Genomic DNA, 14,291 nt, shown 5'->3' on the forward strand with positions numbered 1-14,291 from the left:
ATCCTTGGCGCGCGCGGACCTGTGATACTCGTCGAATTGCCGTGAGCGCATCGACCGATCCGACCCATCTTTCAGCGACCGTGCTCGCCACGCTCCTGGCGGCGCGCGAGATCAGCTCCGAGGAGCTCACGCGGGCGCACCTGGCGCGCATCGACGCGCTCGAACCGCGGCTCCGCGCCTTCACCCAGGTGCTCCGCGACGAGGCGCTCGCGGCCGCCCGCGGCCTCGACGAGGAGCGCCGTCGCGGGGACATCCGCGGCCCGCTCCACGGGCTCCCGATCACCGTGAAGGAGTCGCTCGACATGGCCGGCATGGCCTCCACGCTCGGCGTCGCTTCCCGCAAGGGGCATCGGGCGGCCAGCGACGCGACGGTGACCGCGCTGCTCCGCCGCGCGGGGGCGGTGATCCTCGGGCGCACGAACGTCTCGCAGCTGCTCCTGTACAACGAGGCGCGCAACCCGCTCTTCGGGCAGACGGCGAACCCGTGGAGCCTTGATCACAGCCCCGGCGGCTCGTCCGGCGGCGAGGCGGCCGCCATCGCGGCGGGGATGTCGCCGCTCGGCATCGGAACGGACATCGGCGGCAGCATCCGCGTCCCCGCGCACTGCTGCGGCATCGTCGGCCTCAAGCCCACGCTCGATCGCTGGACCAACAAGGGGAGCAACACGGCGCTCCTCGGGCAGGAGGCGATCCGCGCGCAGATCGGGCCGATGGCCAGGAGCGCCCGCGACATCGCGCTCGTCATGTCCGAGCTCGACCCCGCGTCGATGGCGGAGCTCGACGTGCGCGTGCCGCCGCTCCCGCTGGTCGAGCCGGCGAGCGTCGAGGTGGCGCGCCTGCGTGTCGGGTTCTACTGCGACGACGGGCTGGTCCCTCCCTCGACGGCCGTCGCCCGCGCCGTCGCGAAGGCGGCGTCGGCCCTGCGCGCGCGGGGCGCGACGGTCGTGCCGTTCACGCCGCCCGGGATCCCCGACGCCGTCTACGCGTATTTCGCGGCGCTCTCGGCGGACGGCGGCACGACGGCGCTGTCGCTCCTCGACGCTGGCGAGGACGGCAGCGAGGGGACGGACATCGACGTCTCGCTCCGCTCGCTCCGCACGATGGCCTCGCTCCCGCCGTTCGCGCGCCGCGCCGCCGCGCGCATCGCTGGCCTCGCGGGCGAGCGGCGGCTCCAGCGTCTCCTCGAGGTCACCGGGCCGAAGTCGGTCTCGGAGTTCTGGCGCACCACGCACGCCCTGCGCGAGGCGCGCGCCGCGATCGCGTCGGCGATGCGCGCCGAAGCGCTCGATCTGCTGCTCTGCCCGCCGTACGCCACGCCGGCCCTGCCGCACGCCGCGTCGCGCGACTTCGTCCTCGCGGGCAGCGCCGCGATGCTCTGGAACCTCACGCAGTTCCCGGCCGGCGTCGTCCCCGTGACCCGCGTGCGGCCCGAGGAGGCGCGCCGCGAGCGGCGGCGCGACCGGCTGGAGAAGCGGGCCGCCGAGGTCGATGCGAAGAGCGTGGGGCTGCCTGTCGGGGTGCAGGTGGTCGGCTTCCCCTTCACCGAGCACCTGGTGATGGCCGCCATGATCGCCATCGAGGACGAGCTCGCCGGCGAGACCGATCGGCCCGTCACGCCTGTCTCACCGCCCTCGCTCGCCGGATGACGCGGCGAACGCCGGGTGCCGGCTGACCAGGACGACACCGGAACTCGATGATGCCGCCGCGTGGCCGCTGTCCGGCGCGTCCACAGTCGACAAAAGCTGAAGCCCTACAAAGCCGAAAGGTCCGCCGGAGAACCTCTCCGCCGGACCAGTCGGGGCGAGTGGATTCGAACCACCGACCCCTTGACCCCCAGTCAAGTGCGCTAACCAGGCTGCGCTACGCCCCGAGCCACTCCGTCGCCTTGTTTTGGTGCGGAGCGAGGGCGCACCGTAGTCGAAGCCTTGGGAATTGCAAGGACATCGCATCGAGGATCGCAGACTAACTCCAGACGGGGCGTTTGGCGCTGGCTGCAGCCGGGCGCGGGGCGCGGATCGTCCGGCGAGATCGCCGGGGCTCTCAGCGCGACGTCGCGGGCGCGCGATCCGAGCGGCGCGGTCAGATGCCGCGGAGCGCGGCCGCGAGGCTCTGCGCCGTGCCGTCTGCGACGAGGATTCCATCGTCGCTCCTGGCCCATGCGACCACGTCGCCCGCGTCGCAGGCGATGACGGGCACGCCGAGCGCGCGCGCCTCGCGGACCACCGTGGGGGCGGCCTCGTGCGATGAAGGGTGCAGCAGCACGTCGGCTGCGCCGATCCATGCGAGCGCTTCCCTCCGCGGGAGCGTCCCCGTGAAGCGCACCGCTGCGCTGCCCTCGCTCGTCGCCCTGATGCCCGCGCCGCGCGGGCTCCGTGAATCGAGGTCGCCGCGGCTCGCGAGGCGCTCGAGCGCGCCGCGCTCTGGACCGTCTCCGACGACGACGAGGCGCAACCCGGGTCCCGCAGCGCGCACCGCCTCGATCGCGAGCTCGACCCGCTTCGTCGGGATCAGCCGGCACGCGACGACGGCGAGGCGCTCGCCGGGGCCCTTCACGATCTCGCTACGGAGCACGGCAGCGCGCCCGGCCACTGCTGGCAGATCGAACACGGAGGGCTCGACGCGCGAGGCGAGGTCCAGCGCGCGAGCCTGCTCCGAATGGAGCGAGCCTGCGAGCGCGTCGCGCAGCGCGCGCGCCGCGAAGACGAAGCGCGCGTCGCGCCGGAGGAGCGCGCTCACCACTGCGGCGCGGGCCGCGCGCGGCGCGCGAAGCAGGAGCCGGACGTCGGCGCCGTGCGCGTGCACCTCGAGCGGCGTGCGCGGAAGCGTGAGCAGGAGCGGCCACGCGCACGGGATGATCCAGTGCGCCACCGCGCGATCGACCGGCCCGACCTCACGGAGCCGCTCGAGCACGCCGGCCGCGAACGGCGCTGCGGAGAGCAGCCGGAGCGGCGACTCGCGCGCGCGCGCCGCGGCGCCGGGCCACGCGAACAGCGCACCCCCGCCTGCCCGATGGACGACGAGCCGGCCGTCCCGAGAGGGTGGATCGAGGACCGAGCCCCCGGCGGCGATCACGTGGACCTCGGCGCCGCTGCGCGCGAGCGCCTCCGCCGACGACCGCACGAAATGGCCGGATGGATCCTCGTCGCTGACCGGATAGGACGTCGTGACCACCACGGCGCGCATCGGGACCTCACCAGGCTGGACGCGGCACGGGCACAGCCTCCGCGCCGCTCAGGCGCGCAGCCGCGGTGGCATCACGCCGCCGGGGCACTGCTGGACGAACAAAATGACAAGACGCAGAGCACGCCGCGGCCGCTCGAATCAAGCGTCCGTGTGCGTCTTCTGCGTCTTGGCCGGCTGCTGTCGCGTGAAGGGCGGTCGCTCTATGCGACCATGTCCATCTTGGACCGCTTCCGGCGGCGACGAGCGGCTTCCGAGGCCTTCTTCCGTCGCTTCACGGACGGCTTCATGTAGTGCCGACGCCGCTTCAGCTCGCGGAGGATCCCCTCGGCGGCCATCTTCCTCTTGAGATGTTTGATGGCGCGCTCGATACCCTTGTCGCCCACGGCGACCTCGAGCGGTTTGCACTGAATGGCGTCGGTCGGCATGTCTCGAAGCGTCCTCTGCTGGGAAAAAAACTGGCCCAGTTGGCGGGCGGAATGCAAGCCGGCGGGGGCCGGCATCGCGGGGCGCGCACTATGGCAGAGGCCTTCTAGCCTCGCAAGACCTCCCGGCGGCCGCGGAGCACGACGTCGCGGCGCGCCGTCCGGGCTGATTCGCAACGCTCGCCAGGCTCACCTGGCTCGTCTTGTTCGCCAGGTTTCGCCTGAATCCGCAATTTGCGCCGGATTTCTCTGGCCGTCCGTTGGTAATTATTAGGACTTGCACCTGAGAAACTTTCTAAGTACACATCTCGCTGTGGCCACCTCGCGGACAGGTGCTGCAAAGGGGGCCGCGTCCCGCGATGTCCGGGGGCGCGCGGTCGGCTTCGAGCGCAGCGTGGTCGAGGAGGATACCCGGATCGCCTCCATGCTGGCGTGCGTGCGAGCGTCGGGGCTCAAGCTGACGCCGCAGCGCCTGGCGATCGTGCGCGAGCTCGCGGCCGATCCGACGCATCCGACGGCTCAGGAGCTGTTCGAGCGGCTCCGGCCGGCGTTGCCGACCATGAGCTTCGCCACCGTCTACAACACGCTCGACGCGCTGGCGTCGGCGGGGCTGTGCGTCGCGCTGTCGCTGTCGCCTGGCGCCTCGCGCTTCGACCCGAACATGGCGGCGCATCATCACGCGGTCTGCGATCGCTGCGGGCTCGTCCGCGATGTGCCGTGCGAGCCGGTAGGCCCGTCCGCCGAGCGCTCGGACGAGATCGGCCCAGCGCCCCTCGCGGCCGCGCCCGGCTTCGAGGTCCGCGCCGTCGAGCGGATCTACCGGGGGCTCTGCGCTGCCTGCGCGAAGGGCACCCGGGGTGGCGAAGGCGCGCGGGGCAAGGCGCAAGATGCCGGGCAAAGCGCGGCGAGCAGTCGACTCCGCCCTGCAGGGGCTCGAGGGGCGCGGCGTCCTGGACGTGTCTAGCGGATCGACCGCGCCGCCGAGCTGACCTGCGCGGGCACCAGGGGCTTATCATCCGAGCCGTTCAACCGAAGGAAGGAGAGCGAACCCATGACAACCAAGCAGCTTACGGGCACGAAGACGCACCAGAACCTGAAGGACGCGTTCGCCGGGGAGTCGCAGGCCAACCGCCGCTACCTGTACTTCGCAAAGGTCGCCGACGTCGAAGGTCGCCCCGATGTCGCCGGTCTCTTCAAGGACACGGCGGACGGCGAGACCGGCCACGCGCACGGCCACCTCGACTACCTCAAGCAGGCGGGCGACCCGGCGACCGGCTTGCCGATCGGCAGCACGGAGAAGAACCTGAAGGCCGCCGTCGCCGGCGAGACCCACGAGTACGAGACGATGTACCCAGGCTTCGCGAAGGAGGCCCGCGACGAGGGCTTCGAGGACATCGCGGAGTGGTTCGAGACGCTCGCGAAGGCCGAGAAGTCTCACGCCGGGCGCTTCACGAAGGCGCTGCAGTCGCTCGACTTCTGAGAGCGACCGACGCGAGAGCGCGAGCGCTCCGGGGCGCGCCGAACCGACGGCGACTCGACCCGGGGCGCACGCGCCATCGCGGCCCCGACCGCCGTCCGGCGCCGGGCCGCGCGGCGAGCCGTCCCTTCGCGCCGTACCCCAAGTTGACGATGTTGAGAGGAACCGACCAGTGAGCGTCATCCGGCGTGCACCAGACCGTCCACCGGCGACATCGCCGAACGACGAGCGATATCTCGAGCCCCGCGATCTCGAGGCAGAGCTGCGGCGGACGTTCCAGATCTGTCACGAATGCCGCATGTGCGTCGGGTATTGCGGCTCGTTTCCCGAGCTCTTCGCGCGCGTCGACAGGGACATCGAGGCCGGCGTCGCCGAAGGCGCCGAGGCCCTCACCTACGATGACTTCAAGGCCGTCGGCGACGAGTGCTGGCAGTGCAAGCTCTGCTACATCAAGTGCCCGTACACGGCCGACGAGCACGCCTACGAGCTCCTGGATTTCCCGCGGGTGCTCGCGCGAGAGCGCGCGGTGCGCGCCCAGCGGGAGGGCATCCCGCTGGTGGACAGGATCCTCGGCGAGCCGCAGCTGATCGGCGAGCTGGGCTCCGGCGCCGTCGCGCCGCTCGCGAACCTCGTGCAGGCGAGCCGCTTGCTGCGCAAGGTGCAGGAGAAGGTGACCGGGATCTCGTCGGAGTTCCCGCTCCCGGAGATGGCGCGCAAGCCGTTCTCGTCCTGGTTCGCGGAGCACGGCGCCGCGGCCGACGCCGGCAAGCAAGGCGACGTGGTGCTCTTCGCGACCTGCTACGGCGAGTACAACACGCCCGCGGTCCCCGAGGCGGCGGTCCGCGTCCTCGAGCACAACGGCTACGCGGTGCACGTTCCGGGCTGCTCCCCGGCGGACGACCCGCGAGACACGCCGACGGGAGCGCTCACGTGCTGCGGGATGCCGAACCTCGACGGCGGCGATCTCGCGGCCTTCACCGCGAAGGTGAAGCACAACGTCGCGCTCCTGCTCCCGCACGTGCGCAGGGGGAGGAAGATCGTCGTGATCGGCCCGACGTGCGGCTACACGATGAAGAAGGAGTGGCCGGAGTACCTGCAGACGGCAGAGGCGCGCGAGGTCGCGGCCGCGACGGTCGACATGATGGAGTTCCTCGTCCAGCTCGGCCGCGAGAAGAAGCTCAACCGCGAGTTCAAGAAGGGGCTCGGCACGATCGCCTACCACGCCGCGTGCCACCTGCGCGCGCAGAAGATCGGCTTCCCCGGCGCCAGGGTGCTCGGCGTCGTCCCCGACACCGACGTGCGCGTCATCGAGCAGTGCTCGGCGGTGGACGGCACGTGGGGGATGAAGGCGGCCCACTACGAGACCGGGCGCAAGTACGCGTCGAAGCTCGTGCGCGGCGTCGGCGGCGCGGACGTCATCGTCAGCGATTGCACGCTCGCGGGGCTCAGGATGGTCAAGGAGAACGGCGCGAAGGTGCTTCACCCGGTCGAGGCGCTCGCCCACGCGTACGGGCTCGGCCCGACGCCGTGAGTCTCGGTCCGACGTCGTCAAGGAGAGGAGCGTCATGCGTCCCATCGATCGCAACGAGGTGCTCGGGATCGGCGAATACGAGGTGATCCGCGAGCGATTCCGCAGCCGGATCATCGAGGAGAAGCGGCCCCGCCGCGTGCGGATCGGAGACCACCTGACCGCGGTGTTCGAGAACCGCGACTCGGTGCTCTTCCAGATCCAGGAGATGCTCCGCACCGAGCGCATCACGAGCGAGAGCGGCATCCTCCACGAGATCGAGACGTACAACGATCTCATCCCAGGCGCGGGGCAGCTCAGCCTGACGCTCTTCGTCGAGATCCCCGATCGAGCGCTGCGCGACCGGATGCTCGTCGATCTGGTGGGCCTCGAGGACACCGTGTCGATCGAGGTCGACGGCGTCGCCGCGCGGGCGCTCGGCAAGCGCGACGGGTCGATGGAGGACCGCACGACGGCGGTTCACTACCTCAAGGCGGATCTCCCGGCCGAGGCGCAGGCCGCGATCAAGGCGAAGAGGGCGACGGTATCGCTCGTCGTCGGGCACCCGCGCTACGCGGTGAAGGCGCCGCTCGGGAGAGCGACCCTGGACAAGCTCGCCGAGGACCTGTCCTAGCCGCGATGGTCTCCCTCGAGCGCCCCATCAAGTTCGAAGACGTCGACGCCGCGAACATCGTCTTCTTCGCGCGCTTTCTCAACTACGCGCACGAGGCGATGGAGCGGTTCTTCGCGCCGCTCGAGGGAGGCTACGCCGGGCTCATCCTCGAGCGGCGGATCGGGCTGCCGGCGGTGCGGGTCGAGGCCGACTACGCGGCGCCGGTGCGTTACGGCCAGGCCCTCCGGATCGAGACGTCGGTCGTCCGTATCGGCCGGCGGAGCGCCACGCTCCGGTACCGCATGCACCGCGCTCACGACGGCGTGCTATCGGCCGAGCTGCGGCACACGGTGGTGACCACCGATCTCGTGCAGCTGGTGTCGGTGCCGATGCCGGAGGACATCCGAGCGCTGCTCAGCGCTCACCTCGAGCTCGATCAGGCGCCTTCCAGCGCCGGTCAGCGGGCGTGAGCGCTCGGCCGGCGCGCCCGCGGGCGCGGGCACGCACGAGGACCGAACCCGAGGCGAAGGCGCGATCGCTGCTGAAGCGGCGCGTCGAGCTGACGCTCCTCCGCGACAGGGCGCACTACGACGCGCTCGTGATGGGCGCCGTCGCGAACGCGCGCGTCTCCGTGTGGATCGCGACGGCCAACGTGAAGGAGCTGCGCGTGGAGGCGCCCATCGGATCGAGGGCGCGGGCGCGCGGCCGGTACATGTCGTTCCTCGACCTGCTCGACGCGCTCGCCGCCCGGGGGGTCGAGCTGCGCCTGCTGCACGCCGGCGTCCCGTCGCGCGCCTTCCGCGCCGAGCTCCGCCGGCGGTCCCGGCCGCCGATCGAGATGCGGCGCTGCCCGCGGGTCCACCTGAAGATGATCGCCGTCGACGGCGCGCTCCTCTACCTCGGCTCCGCGAACCTCACCGGCGCCGGGCTCGGGGCGAAGGGCGAGGGGCGGCGGAACTTCGAGGCGGGCGTGCTCACCGACGACGACCTCCTGCTCGACGAGATGCAGGCGACGTTCGAGGCGATCTGGACCGGCGCCGAGTGCAAGGGCTGCAGGCTCCGGCCGCTCTGCCCGGGGCCGCTCGACCAGCTCGACAAAATCCCGTTGCGCTGACGGTCCCGATCGCCGATGAGCAGCGCATGAGCACCGCGGGACCGGACCCCTCCGACCTCGATCGAATCGCCAACGCCGCGCTCGCGCGCGTGGACAGCGGGATGCTGCTCGGGCTCGGCACCGGGCGCGCGGCCGAGGCCTTCATCCGCCGCCTCGGGGAGCGCGTCCGCCGAGGGCTCCAGATCAAGGGCGTCGCCACGTCGGAGCGCTCGGCGGCGCTCGCCCGCCGCGAGAACATCCCGATGGTGTCGCTCGAGGAGGTCGAGCGCTTCCACGTCGCCGTCGACGGCGCGGACGAGGTGGCGCCGGATCTCGGCCTCATCAAGGGCCTTGGCGGCGCGCTCCTCCGCGAGCGCGTGGTCGCCTACGAGGCCGCGCAGTTCATCATCCTCGTGACCCCCGAGAAGCTCGTCGAGAAGCTCGGCTCGCGCGTGCCCATCCCCATCGAGGTGGTGCCCTTCGCGAGCACGTCGGCCGCGCGGCACCTGACCGCGCTCGGGGGCAAGCCGGCGATCCGCAAGAACGCGGACGGGTACCCCTTCCAGACCGACAACCACAACTGGATCCTCGACACCGCGTTCGGCCCGATGGACGCGCCCGCAGCGGTCGACGCGCGCATCCGCAAGATCCCCGGCGTCGTCGACACGGGGCTGTTCCTCGACATGGCGACCCTCGTGCTGGTGGCGGACCCGGGCGCCGTCCGCGAGCTAACGCGGCAGCGCTAGCTCCGCGTGTCACGAATCCCGTCAGGGATCGCTGACACGCGAAGCCAGGGAACAGGGCTTCGGGCGGGCGGCGCCAGCGCGGCGCGCGCCTGCCCATGGCGGGACCTCTGACAGGCGGAGCTAGCGCGCGTGGCGATCGAGCCTGCGGGCCAGGTCGTCCAGCGCGAGGTTGCCCGGAGCCCCGAGCGACACGCGCGCGCGGAGGCTCGCCGCGGCGTCGCCGGCCGGCAGCGCCGCGATCTCGGCCGCGACCTTGCGGTAGGCCTCGCGGAAGGGGACGCCCTCCACGGCGAGCTCGACAGCGCGATCCGTGGCGAAGCACTCCGGCGTGATCGCGCGGGCCATGCGCTCCCGGTCGAACGCGAGGCCCTCGACGAGCCGTGGCAAGAGGCGCGACGTCGCGAGCGCCTCGTCGAGCCCGCGCATCGTGGGGCCCTTCGTGAGCTGGAGATCGCGGTGGTAGCCCGACGGCAGCGCCACGATGGACTGCACCTCGGCGAGCGCCCCCTGGACGACGGAGCACGCCGCGCGCATGAGCTCGACGACGTCGGGGTTGCGCTTCTGGGGCATGATCGACGAGCCGGTCGTGAACGCCTCCGGGAGGCGGATGAACGCGAGCTCGCTCATCGCGAACAGGCTGAGATCCCACGCGAGCCGGCGGCTCACGGCCATCACCTGCCACGCGGCGGCGAGGATCTGCGCCTCGATGATGCCGCGCGACGTCTGGGACGCGAGCGGGTTCAGCGCCACGCCGGCGAACCCGAGCTCGCGCGCGACGCCGACGCGATCGAGCGGGAGGTTCACGCCGAAGCCCGCGGCGCCCCCGAGCGGGCAGCGATCGACGAGCGCTCGCGTCGAGCGCACCACGTCGATCGCGTCGGTGAGCCCCTCGACGAACGAGGCGGCCCAGTAGCCGACGGACGACGGCACCGCCCGCTGCAGGTGCGTGTAGCCGGGCATCGGCGTCTCCGCCTCGCGCCTGGCGAGATCGAGCAGCGCGCGGGCGCCGGCGGTCGCGTTCTCGGTGAGCTCGTCCAGCGCGTCGCGCTCGTACAGGCGCGTGGCGACGAGCACCTGATCGTTGCGGCTCCGGCCGGTGTGCACCTTCTTGCCCGCGTCGCCGATGCGGGCGACCAGCGCGGCCTCGATCGCGCTGTGGCCGTCCTCGTCGTCCTCGGTGAGCCGCAGCTCGCCGGCCTCGTTCTGCGCCGAGAGCACCTCGAGCTCGCGGACGAGCGCGTCCCGCTCCGCCTCGCTGAGCACGTCGATCCGCGCGAGCCCGCGGACGTGCGCGATGGTGGCCCGCAGGTCGTACGCGAGGAGGCGCTGATCGAGCTGCCAGTCGTCGCGCGAGGTGTAACGCAGCATTTGGGCGTCGGTCGCGCCCCCTTTGTCCCAGAGTCGTACGCTCATTCAGCTCCCCAGGCTCTCGTCCACGAGAGCACGGATCTCGGCAAGCTTCTTGGCCTTGCCCTCGTCCAGCGGTCGCGGCTTCACCGCGCCGGCCGCGGGCGCGAGCTCTCGCTCGAGCTCGCGCAGATCGTCCTCCGCCGTCCGCGCCGGCCGGCGCTTGCCGAGGCCGAGCGCGCGGGCCAGCCAGCTCCTCGATTCGCCGATCGCGTAGTCGTCCGCGGCGATCCGGTCCGGCGCGGCGCGCAGCATGCGGACGAGCGCGGCGTTGGAGCTGGCCCAGACGGCGGACTCGTCGAAATGGGCGCGCGGCGTCACGTCGAGGTGCTGCGCGGCGGTCCGGTCAGGCACGTCGTGCAGCCGGCAGTAGACGGCGAGCGCGAGCGCGAGCTCGTCGACCGGCATCTTGGTCGCCGAGTGCACCTGGACGCCGCCGCAGCCCTTCGCGTACAGGTAGGAGCCGTTCGTCGTGAGGACGCCGAAGCCGAGCAGGACGGCGGCGAGATCCACCGCGGGCTCGCGGTCCGACGGCGCGAGCGCGTCGAAGGCGCCGGCCTCGCTCAGGAACATGTACGCGACGGCGCGCACGAACGCCGTCGTGAGCACCGTGGGGTTGCGGAGCTCGCCCGCGGAGAGCGCGACCCGGTACCCTCCGTCGCCGCGCGGGGCGACGCGCTCCAGCTTCGTATCCAGCGCCATCCCGCCGCAGGCGCCGCTCGAGCAGCTCACGGTGCTGGCCTGCCCCTCCGGGGTGACCACCGCGAGCTCCACCGGGAGATCCTGGAGCCCGGCCTGCTCCTGGACCCGCAGCATCAGGGCGGCCACCGTCTTCGGCGAGCCGTCGAACGCGTCCGGGAAGAACTCGGCCGTCGGCTGCACCAGCCCGCGCACCGGCTCCGCGCCGTGCTGGAGGAGCGTTGCGGTCGTACGAAGGATCCAGCGGATCTGCGGTTCGTCCGGGAGGTCCATACAGCTACTGTATGCCACCGCAGCGCGGCGGTCGCGCGGTAGTTCCCGCGTAGCTACAGCAGAAGGCGGGCCGGGCGGCAACGCCTGGCTCGGGGACGCCAATTTTGGCGTTTTTTTGTCCATGCCACTTCCTTTTCGACGGCGGTCGGCGACCGCGTAAAGTTGTGCCCCCATGACGGAAGAGGCGAAGGACATCTCCGAGAGGAAAGCGGATCACATCGAGCTCTGCGCGACCGGCGATGTCGGGTTCCGCGCCAAGACCACGCTGCTGGAGCAGGTCGAGCTGATCCACGACGCGTTGCCGGAGCTCTCCCTCGACGCGATCGACACGTCGGTGCTGCTGCTCGGGAAGCGGCTCCGCGTCCCGCTCCTGATCGCGGCCATGACCGGCGGGACGGAGCGCGCGCATGCGATCAACCGGGAGCTCTCGCAGATCGCCGAGGAGCGCGGGTACGGCTTCGGGCTCGGCAGCCAGCGGGCGATGCTGAACGGCGACGCCTCGGCCACCTACGAGGTCCGCGCGCACGCTCCGACCACGCTTCTTCTCGGGAACATCGGCGCCGTGCAGGCGCGATCGCTGTCGACGGAGGCGGTCGCCGAGCTCGTGGCCCAGGTCGGCGCCGACGCGCTCTGCGTCCACATGAACCCCGCGATGGAGCTGGTCCAACCGGGCGGCGACCGGGACTTCGCCGGCGCGCTGGACGCGATGGGCCGGCTCGCGAGCGGCCTCAGCGTGCCGGTCATCGCGAAGGAGACCGGCTGCGGGATCGGCCCGGGGACAGCGTACCGCCTGGTCCGGGCGGGCGTCCGCGATCTGGACGTCTCCGGCTCCGGAGGCACCTCCTGGGTCGCCGTCGAGGCGGCCCGCGCCGAGGGTGCGGCCCGCTCCCTGGGTGAGGCGCTGCGCGAGTGGGGGGTACCCACGGCCGCCTCGGTGCTCATCGCCCGCGCTATCCGTCCTCGTTTCAAGACGATCATCGCGACCGGGGGCATCACGAGCGGCCTTGACATCGCTCGAGCGCTCGCGCTCGGCGCGCATGCGGCCGGGATCGCGCGTCCGGTCCTCCAGGCGTTCGTCTCGGGGGGACGGGACGCAGCGGTGCGGTACCTCGAGAGCGTCGAGGCCGAGCTCCGGGCGGTCATGCTGCTCGTCGGGGCGCGCGACATCGCGTCGCTCCAGAAGGCACCTGTGCTGCTCGGACGGGAGCTGCGCAGGTGGAGCAGGTTGCTGAAGCAGATGAAGCAGATGGAGAAGGCGTAGTCGTGGCGGTGGGGGTGACGGGGGTAGGGGGGCCGAGACGGCGGGGTCCGGTCCCCGGGGTAGGGCCGGCGGGGCCGAACCGACGTTGTCGGCGGGGCCGGCGAGGCGCCCAGCGGTCGCTGTCCTTGGCGGGGGCGCCGGGCACGCCTCTGGCCCGCGCTCGACGCTTCCGTCCGGTCAGCCCCGCATGATACGGTCCGAAGCTCTGGAGAACCCCGGGATAAAATGACGGAGAAAAAAGGGCGTCCGAGCGATCGTCCCCCCGAGGACCTGAAGAAGGAGCGCGATGCCTTCATTCAGCAGTTCTTCCGCAAGGGGGCGCAGCTGACCGAGGAGCTCCTCCGCGAGAACGAGCGCCTTCGTGACAAGATCTCCGAGCTCGAGTCGGAGAACGGCAAGCTCCGCGCGCACCTCGCGAGCGACTCGGCCATCCGCGATCTGCTCCGCAAGATCGAGGAGCTCGAGCAGGAGAAACGCGACCTGGTGACGCAGTCGGTGCGGATGGTGGCGGCCTCGGACCGCTTCAACAGCCGCTACTCGGAGGCGGAGGGAGAGCTCGCGAACCTCGCGAACCTGTACGTCGCGCTGTCGCAGCTGCACGCGGCGCGCAACGTGCGCCATGTCCTCCGCAACCTGAAGGAGCTGCTGGCGCAGTTCCTCGGCGCGGGCGCCTTCTCCGTGTACCTGGCGTCTCCCGATGGTAAAGAGCTCGTCTCGATCGCGAGCGAAGGCGTCGCGGTCGAGGAGATCGTGCGCATGCCGGTGACCGAAGGCGTCGTCGGCCAGGCATTCTCGAAGGGGGAAATCTTCTTCGACGAGACCAAGGACGTCTCCAAGGGGAGCATCGAGGATCCCGCTGCAGTGATCCCGCTCGATTTCAACGGGCGCACCGTGGGTGTCATCGCGATCTTCAGCACGCTCCCGCAAAAGACGGAGTTCGTGAACGTGGACACCGAGCTCTTCAAGCTCCTCGGGGCCCAGGCCGCCCCCGCCCTCATCAACGCGCGGCTCTTCACCGACGCCGGCCGGAAGGTGCCTGGCGTCCAGGCATTCCTGGACCTGGAGGACTGATCATGGCCGAGTACTCGTGTCTGATCGTTGAAGACTCGCCCATGATGCGGCAGCTCTTGGTCTTCGCGCTGGCGCGCGTGAAGAATCTCCGCGTCACCGAGGCAGACGATGGCGTCGACGGTCTCCGCAAGCTCGCCTCGACCAAGTACGACGTGATCATCACCGACATCAACATGCCGATCATGGACGGGCTCAAGCTCGTCAAGCGCGTGCGCACGGATCCGGTCCACAAGGACACCCCGATCATCATCATCACCACCGAGGGGTCTCAGGAGGATCGTCAGCGCGCGTTGCAGCTCGGCGCGAACGCGTACATCACGAAGCCCATTCAGGCCCCGCAGGTCATCGCCAAGGTCAAGGAGCTCCTCAAGATCGACTGACGTGCGCGCTGGCGCCCGCGTCAGCGGGCGCACGGTCGCGCCGGTCGCTTGGGCGACGCGGAGCCCTGCCGCAGCCGCGCGGGTCGGCGCTGCGATGATCCGGGGCCCCAGGCTCAGAGCGGGGTGCAGGTTCGTGCGCTACGGGGTCAGCCGCTAGGC

15 protein-coding genes and 1 tRNA gene are annotated in these 14,291 nt (G+C 71.4%); 11 read left to right on the forward strand and 5 right to left on the reverse strand.

Features of this window, described 5'->3' with window-relative positions; genetic code table 11:
- Nucleotides 1-41: 41 nt before the first annotated feature.
- The gene (locus WME79_RS09525; protein WP_437534391.1) at nt 42-1,646 is read left to right on the forward strand and encodes an amidase; all 1,605 of its coding nucleotides are present in this window, start codon (nt 42-44) and stop codon (nt 1,644-1,646) included.
- A 149-nt stretch (nt 1,647-1,795) separates the two neighbouring features.
- Here WME79_RS09525 and WME79_RS09530 read toward each other — a convergent pair.
- The 3 genes from WME79_RS09530 to rpsU form a co-directional block, all read right to left on the reverse strand.
- A tRNA-Pro gene (locus WME79_RS09530) sits at nt 1,796-1,870 on the reverse strand.
- Between the two features lie 209 nt (nt 1,871-2,079).
- Nucleotides 2,080-3,183: a glycosyltransferase gene (locus tag WME79_RS09535; protein WP_437534392.1), complete on the reverse strand. Its 1,104-nt coding sequence runs from the start codon at nt 3,181-3,183 to the stop codon at nt 2,080-2,082.
- Between the two features lie 200 nt (nt 3,184-3,383).
- Nucleotides 3,384-3,608, reverse strand: a complete 225-nt coding sequence (gene rpsU / locus WME79_RS09540) for a 30S ribosomal protein S21 (protein ID WP_012234386.1) — start codon at nt 3,606-3,608, stop codon at nt 3,384-3,386.
- Between the two features lie 391 nt (nt 3,609-3,999).
- Here rpsU and WME79_RS09545 point away from each other — a divergent pair, with 391 nt between their 5' ends.
- From WME79_RS09545 to rpiA, 7 genes are all read left to right on the forward strand, one after another.
- Entirely contained in the window at nt 4,000-4,569 is a 570-nt protein-coding gene (locus WME79_RS09545) for a Fur family transcriptional regulator (RefSeq protein WP_437534393.1), read from the forward strand.
- An 87-nt stretch (nt 4,570-4,656) separates the two neighbouring features.
- Nucleotides 4,657-5,085, forward strand: coding sequence for a rubrerythrin family protein (locus WME79_RS09550; RefSeq protein WP_012234388.1), 429 nt, complete (start codon nt 4,657-4,659; stop codon nt 5,083-5,085).
- Nucleotides 5,086-5,380: 295 nt separating this feature from the next.
- Nucleotides 5,381-6,613: a hypothetical protein gene (locus tag WME79_RS09555; protein ID WP_437534394.1), complete on the forward strand. Its 1,233-nt coding sequence runs from the start codon at nt 5,381-5,383 to the stop codon at nt 6,611-6,613.
- A 34-nt stretch (nt 6,614-6,647) separates the two neighbouring features.
- The gene (locus WME79_RS09560; protein ID WP_437534395.1) at nt 6,648-7,223 is read left to right on the forward strand and encodes a DUF3501 family protein; all 576 of its coding nucleotides are present in this window, start codon (nt 6,648-6,650) and stop codon (nt 7,221-7,223) included.
- A 5-nt stretch (nt 7,224-7,228) separates the two neighbouring features.
- Nucleotides 7,229-7,672 carry an acyl-CoA thioesterase gene (locus tag WME79_RS09565; RefSeq protein WP_437534396.1) on the forward strand — a complete coding sequence of 148 codons (444 nt, stop codon included), beginning with the start codon at nt 7,229-7,231 and terminating at the stop codon, nt 7,670-7,672.
- Nucleotides 7,669-8,316: a phospholipase D family protein gene (locus WME79_RS09570; RefSeq protein WP_437534397.1), complete on the forward strand. Its 648-nt coding sequence runs from the start codon at nt 7,669-7,671 to the stop codon at nt 8,314-8,316. Before WME79_RS09565 ends, WME79_RS09570 begins: the two co-directional genes overlap by 4 nt.
- Nucleotides 8,317-8,342: 26 nt before the next feature.
- Nucleotides 8,343-9,041, forward strand: a complete 699-nt coding sequence (gene rpiA / locus WME79_RS09575; protein ID WP_437534398.1) for a ribose-5-phosphate isomerase RpiA — start codon at nt 8,343-8,345, stop codon at nt 9,039-9,041.
- A gap of 120 nt (nt 9,042-9,161) precedes the next feature.
- Here the strand turns inward: rpiA and argH are convergent, their stop codons facing one another.
- On the reverse strand, nt 9,162-10,454 hold the full coding sequence (argH, locus tag WME79_RS09580; RefSeq protein WP_437534399.1) for an argininosuccinate lyase: 1,293 nt from the start codon (nt 10,452-10,454) through the stop codon (nt 9,162-9,164).
- Nucleotides 10,455-11,420, reverse strand: a complete 966-nt coding sequence (locus WME79_RS09585; RefSeq protein ID WP_437534400.1) for a hypothetical protein — start codon at nt 11,418-11,420, stop codon at nt 10,455-10,457.
- A gap of 172 nt (nt 11,421-11,592) precedes the next feature.
- Between WME79_RS09585 and fni the strand changes: the two genes are divergently transcribed.
- The 3 genes from fni to WME79_RS09600 all read left to right on the forward strand — a co-directional run bounded on the left by fni (nt 11,593) and on the right by WME79_RS09600 (nt 14,132).
- Nucleotides 11,593-12,681, forward strand: a complete 1,089-nt coding sequence (gene fni, locus WME79_RS09590) for a type 2 isopentenyl-diphosphate Delta-isomerase (protein ID WP_437534401.1) — start codon at nt 11,593-11,595, stop codon at nt 12,679-12,681.
- A gap of 225 nt (nt 12,682-12,906) precedes the next feature.
- A complete protein-coding gene (locus WME79_RS09595; protein WP_272101442.1) occupies nt 12,907-13,752 on the forward strand; it encodes a GAF domain-containing protein in 846 nt (281 codons plus the stop codon).
- 2 nt (nt 13,753-13,754) lie between these two features.
- On the forward strand, nt 13,755-14,132 hold the full coding sequence (locus WME79_RS09600; RefSeq protein WP_012234398.1) for a response regulator: 378 nt from the start codon (nt 13,755-13,757) through the stop codon (nt 14,130-14,132).
- Nucleotides 14,133-14,291: the final 159 nt, after the last annotated feature.

Origin of the sequence: Sorangium sp. So ce726, assembly GCF_051521405.1 — a bacterium.
In the GTDB taxonomy this organism is placed as follows: Bacteria; Myxococcota_A; Polyangia; order Polyangiales; family Polyangiaceae; genus Sorangium.

What these genes read in the sequence shown, in the direction of transcription:
- fni (WP_437534401.1), top strand. Translation starts at nt 11,593, where the DNA reads ATGACGGAAGAGGCGAAGGACATCTCCGAGAGGAAAGCGGATCACATC.
- WME79_RS09555 (WP_437534394.1), top strand. Translation starts at nt 5,381, where the DNA reads ATGTGCGTCGGGTATTGCGGCTCGTTTCCCGAGCTCTTCGCGCGCGTC.
- WME79_RS09600 (WP_012234398.1), top strand. Translation starts at nt 13,755, where the DNA reads ATGGCCGAGTACTCGTGTCTGATCGTTGAAGACTCGCCCATGATGCGG.
- WME79_RS09550 (WP_012234388.1), top strand. Translation starts at nt 4,657, where the DNA reads ATGACAACCAAGCAGCTTACGGGCACGAAGACGCACCAGAACCTGAAG.
- WME79_RS09560 (WP_437534395.1), top strand. Translation starts at nt 6,648, where the DNA reads ATGCGTCCCATCGATCGCAACGAGGTGCTCGGGATCGGCGAATACGAG.
- WME79_RS09565 (WP_437534396.1), top strand. Translation starts at nt 7,229, where the DNA reads ATGGTCTCCCTCGAGCGCCCCATCAAGTTCGAAGACGTCGACGCCGCG.
- WME79_RS09595 (WP_272101442.1), top strand. Translation starts at nt 12,907, where the DNA reads ATGACGGAGAAAAAAGGGCGTCCGAGCGATCGTCCCCCCGAGGACCTG.
- argH (WP_437534399.1), bottom strand. Translation starts at nt 10,454, where the DNA reads ATGAGCGTACGACTCTGGGACAAAGGGGGCGCGACCGACGCCCAAATG.
- rpsU (WP_012234386.1), bottom strand. Translation starts at nt 3,608, where the DNA reads ATGCCGACCGACGCCATTCAGTGCAAACCGCTCGAGGTCGCCGTGGGC.
- WME79_RS09535 (WP_437534392.1), bottom strand. Translation starts at nt 3,183, where the DNA reads ATGCGCGCCGTGGTGGTCACGACGTCCTATCCGGTCAGCGACGAGGAT.
- rpiA (WP_437534398.1), top strand. Translation starts at nt 8,343, where the DNA reads ATGAGCACCGCGGGACCGGACCCCTCCGACCTCGATCGAATCGCCAAC.
- WME79_RS09585 (WP_437534400.1), bottom strand. Translation starts at nt 11,420, where the DNA reads ATGGACCTCCCGGACGAACCGCAGATCCGCTGGATCCTTCGTACGACC.